1 protein-coding gene, 1 tRNA gene and 1 pseudogene are annotated in these 2,509 nt (G+C 64.0%); 2 read left to right on the top strand and 1 reads right to left on the bottom strand.

Translation table 11 applies throughout. The features are described from left to right. Positions 1-17: 17 nt before the first annotated feature. The gene (locus Q0D45_RS11880) at positions 18-1,310 is read left to right on the top strand and encodes an adenylosuccinate synthase (protein ID WP_293393055.1); all 1,293 of its coding nucleotides are present in this window, start codon (positions 18-20) and stop codon (positions 1,308-1,310) included. Positions 1,311-1,478: 168 nt separating this feature from the next. Here the strand turns inward: Q0D45_RS11880 and Q0D45_RS11875 are convergent. Next, positions 1,479-1,563: transfer RNA gene (locus Q0D45_RS11875), tRNA-Leu, on the bottom strand. 39 nt (positions 1,564-1,602) lie between these two features. Between Q0D45_RS11875 and Q0D45_RS11870 the strand changes: the two are divergent. Then, a pseudogene (locus tag Q0D45_RS11870) lies at positions 1,603-2,509 on the top strand (hypothetical protein); the annotation flags it as partial.

Genomic DNA, 2,509 nt, shown 5'->3' with positions numbered 1-2,509 from the left:
AGAGGTTGAGGAACAACATGGGTAAATCAGTAGTCGTTATCGGCGCGCAATGGGGCGACGAAGGCAAAGGCAAGATCGTCGACCTGCTGACCGACAAGGTGCAGGCGGTGGTTCGTTTCCAGGGCGGCCACAATGCCGGCCATACGCTGGTGATCAACGGCGTGAAGACCGCGCTGAACCTGATCCCGAGCGGCATCATGCGGCCCGGCGTTGCCTGCCTGATCGGCAACGGCGTGGTGCTGTCGCTGCCGGATCTGATCAAGGAGATCGAGAAGCTCGAGGCGATCAACTGCGAAGTGCGCAGCCGCCTGAAGATTTCCGAAGCCGCACCGCTGGTGCTGCCGGTGCACGCCAAGCTCGATCAGGCGCGCGAGCGCGCTCGCGGCGAAGCGAAGATCGGCACCACCGGCAAGGGCATCGGCCCGGCTTACGAGGACAAGGTTGCGCGGCGCGCGATCCGGGTCAGCGATCTGTTCCACCGCGAAGTGCTGGCGGCCAAGCTCGGCGAACTGCTGGCGTACCACAACTTCGTGCTGGTCAATTACTACAAAGAAACGCCGGTCGATTTCCAGACCACGCTCGATGATCTGCTGCGCTACGCCGAGATCATCCGGCCGATGGTTGCCGACGTCACCGAACTGCTGCGTCTGCAGCTCGCCAAGGGCGACAACGTGCTGTTCGAAGGCGCGCAGGGTGCCTTGCTCGACATCGATCACGGCACCTATCCGTACGTGACCTCGTCGAACACCACGGCGGGCGGTGCGGCCACTGGCTCCGGCGTCGGCCCGCGCAACCTCGACTACGTGCTCGGCATCGTCAAGGCTTACGCCACCCGCGTCGGCTCGGGCCCGTTCCCGACCGAGCTCGATGACGAGATCGGCCAGCTGATCCGCGAGAAGGGCAAGGAGTTCGGCACCGTCACCGGCCGCCCGCGTCGCTGCGGCTGGTTCGATGCAGTGGCAGCACGGCGCTCGATCTTCAACAACAGCGTCAGCGGCCTGTGCGTGACCAAGCTCGACGTGCTCGACGGCATGGAGACGGTGCGCATCTGCACCGGCTACACCGCCAACGGCAAAGAGATCGAAACGCTGCCGATCGGCGCCGAAGGCTTCATCGATGTGAAGCCGGTCTACGAGGACCTGCCGGGCTGGTCGGAGACGACCTACGGCATCACCCGCTACGACGCGCTGCCGGCCAACGCGCGGGCCTATCTGAAGCGCATGGAAGAAGTATCCGGTGCCGAAGTCGCGATCATTTCGACCGGCCCCGACCGCGATCACACGATCGTGTTGCGCAACCCCTTCGGATGAAGCAGTGGCTGGTGGTCAGTGACCCGTGCCTGGCAAAAAGCTTTGCTGGCTGTTCGTTGTCACTGACCACTGACCACCATCCACTAACCACTGAGGTAATGAACGAAGTGACAAAAGAAAAAGGCCACCGCGAGGGTGGCCTTGAGATGAAACGACAGCTTTATAAGATGGTGCCGAAGAGAGGACTCGAACCTCCACGGTTTTACCCGCTAGTACCTGAAACTAGTGCGTCTACCAATTCCGCCACCTCGGCTCAGGGCGCGCAGATTAATCAGACCCGGGGGGTCTGTCAATGAAGAAATCGAAAAATAATACGGGTCGTCGCGAACTTGCCGATGACAAGACGCCTGAGATGCCGAAGAAGGCCAAGGCCGGCGGTTTCAGCTGGGGCCGCAAGACGGCCGACAAGGCGGACTGGAAGACAGCGGATGCCGAGTTCGCAGCCGAGTCGACCCGCTACGCCAGCCCACTGCCGAGCCGCAACCACATCCTGAAGACGCTGGTCGAATCCGCCGAGCCGATGACGCTCGACGAACTGATCGCCCACTTCGGCCTGAAGAAGCTCAACGAGCAGGAAGCATTCGCCAAGCGTCTGGTGGCGATGGCCCGCGAAGGCCAGCTGGAAGCGGCGGATCGTCGCGGCGCCTATCGCCCGGTGCTGACCGAGAACGGCCAGACCATCGAAGCGGTGCCGCGCTCCGGCATCCTCGTCGACGGCAAGGTGCTCGCCCATCGCGATGGCTATGGTTTCGTCCAGCCTGATGGCAGCGCCCACGGCGACAAGTCCGGCGACGTGTTCCTGTCGCCGCGCCAGATGAACAGCCTGATGAATGGCGACCGGGTGCGCGTGCGCGTCACCGGCACCGATGCCCGCGGACGCCGCGAAGGCTCGCTGGTCGATGTGCTCGAACGTGGCACCTCGCAGGTCGTCGGTCGTCTGCATGCCTCGAGCATCGGCGGCGGCGGCATCTTCACGGTGATCCCGAGCAACCCGAAGCATCCGGAGCTGGTGGTGCCGTCGACTGAACTCGGCGGCGCCAAGCCGGGCCAGATGGTGGTCGCCGAACTGACCGCACCTCCGGGCGACCGGACCATGCCGGTGGGCCGCATCGTCGAGATCCTTGGCGACCACATGGCGCCGGGCATGGAGATCGCCGCGGCGATCCGCGCCCACAAGCTGCCGTTCGAATGGCCGCAAG

This window comes from Nevskia sp. (genome assembly GCF_023266035.1).
GTDB lineage: Bacteria > Pseudomonadota > Gammaproteobacteria > Nevskiales > Nevskiaceae > Nevskia.
The sequence above is the reverse complement of the archived record's forward strand: the minus strand, read 5'-3'. Positions and strand labels throughout refer to the sequence as shown.

Excerpts from the sequence above, each read along its gene's own strand:
- Q0D45_RS11880 (WP_293393055.1), top strand. The coding sequence starts at position 18 with ATGGGTAAATCAGTAGTCGTTATCGGCGCGCAATGGGGCGACGAAGGC.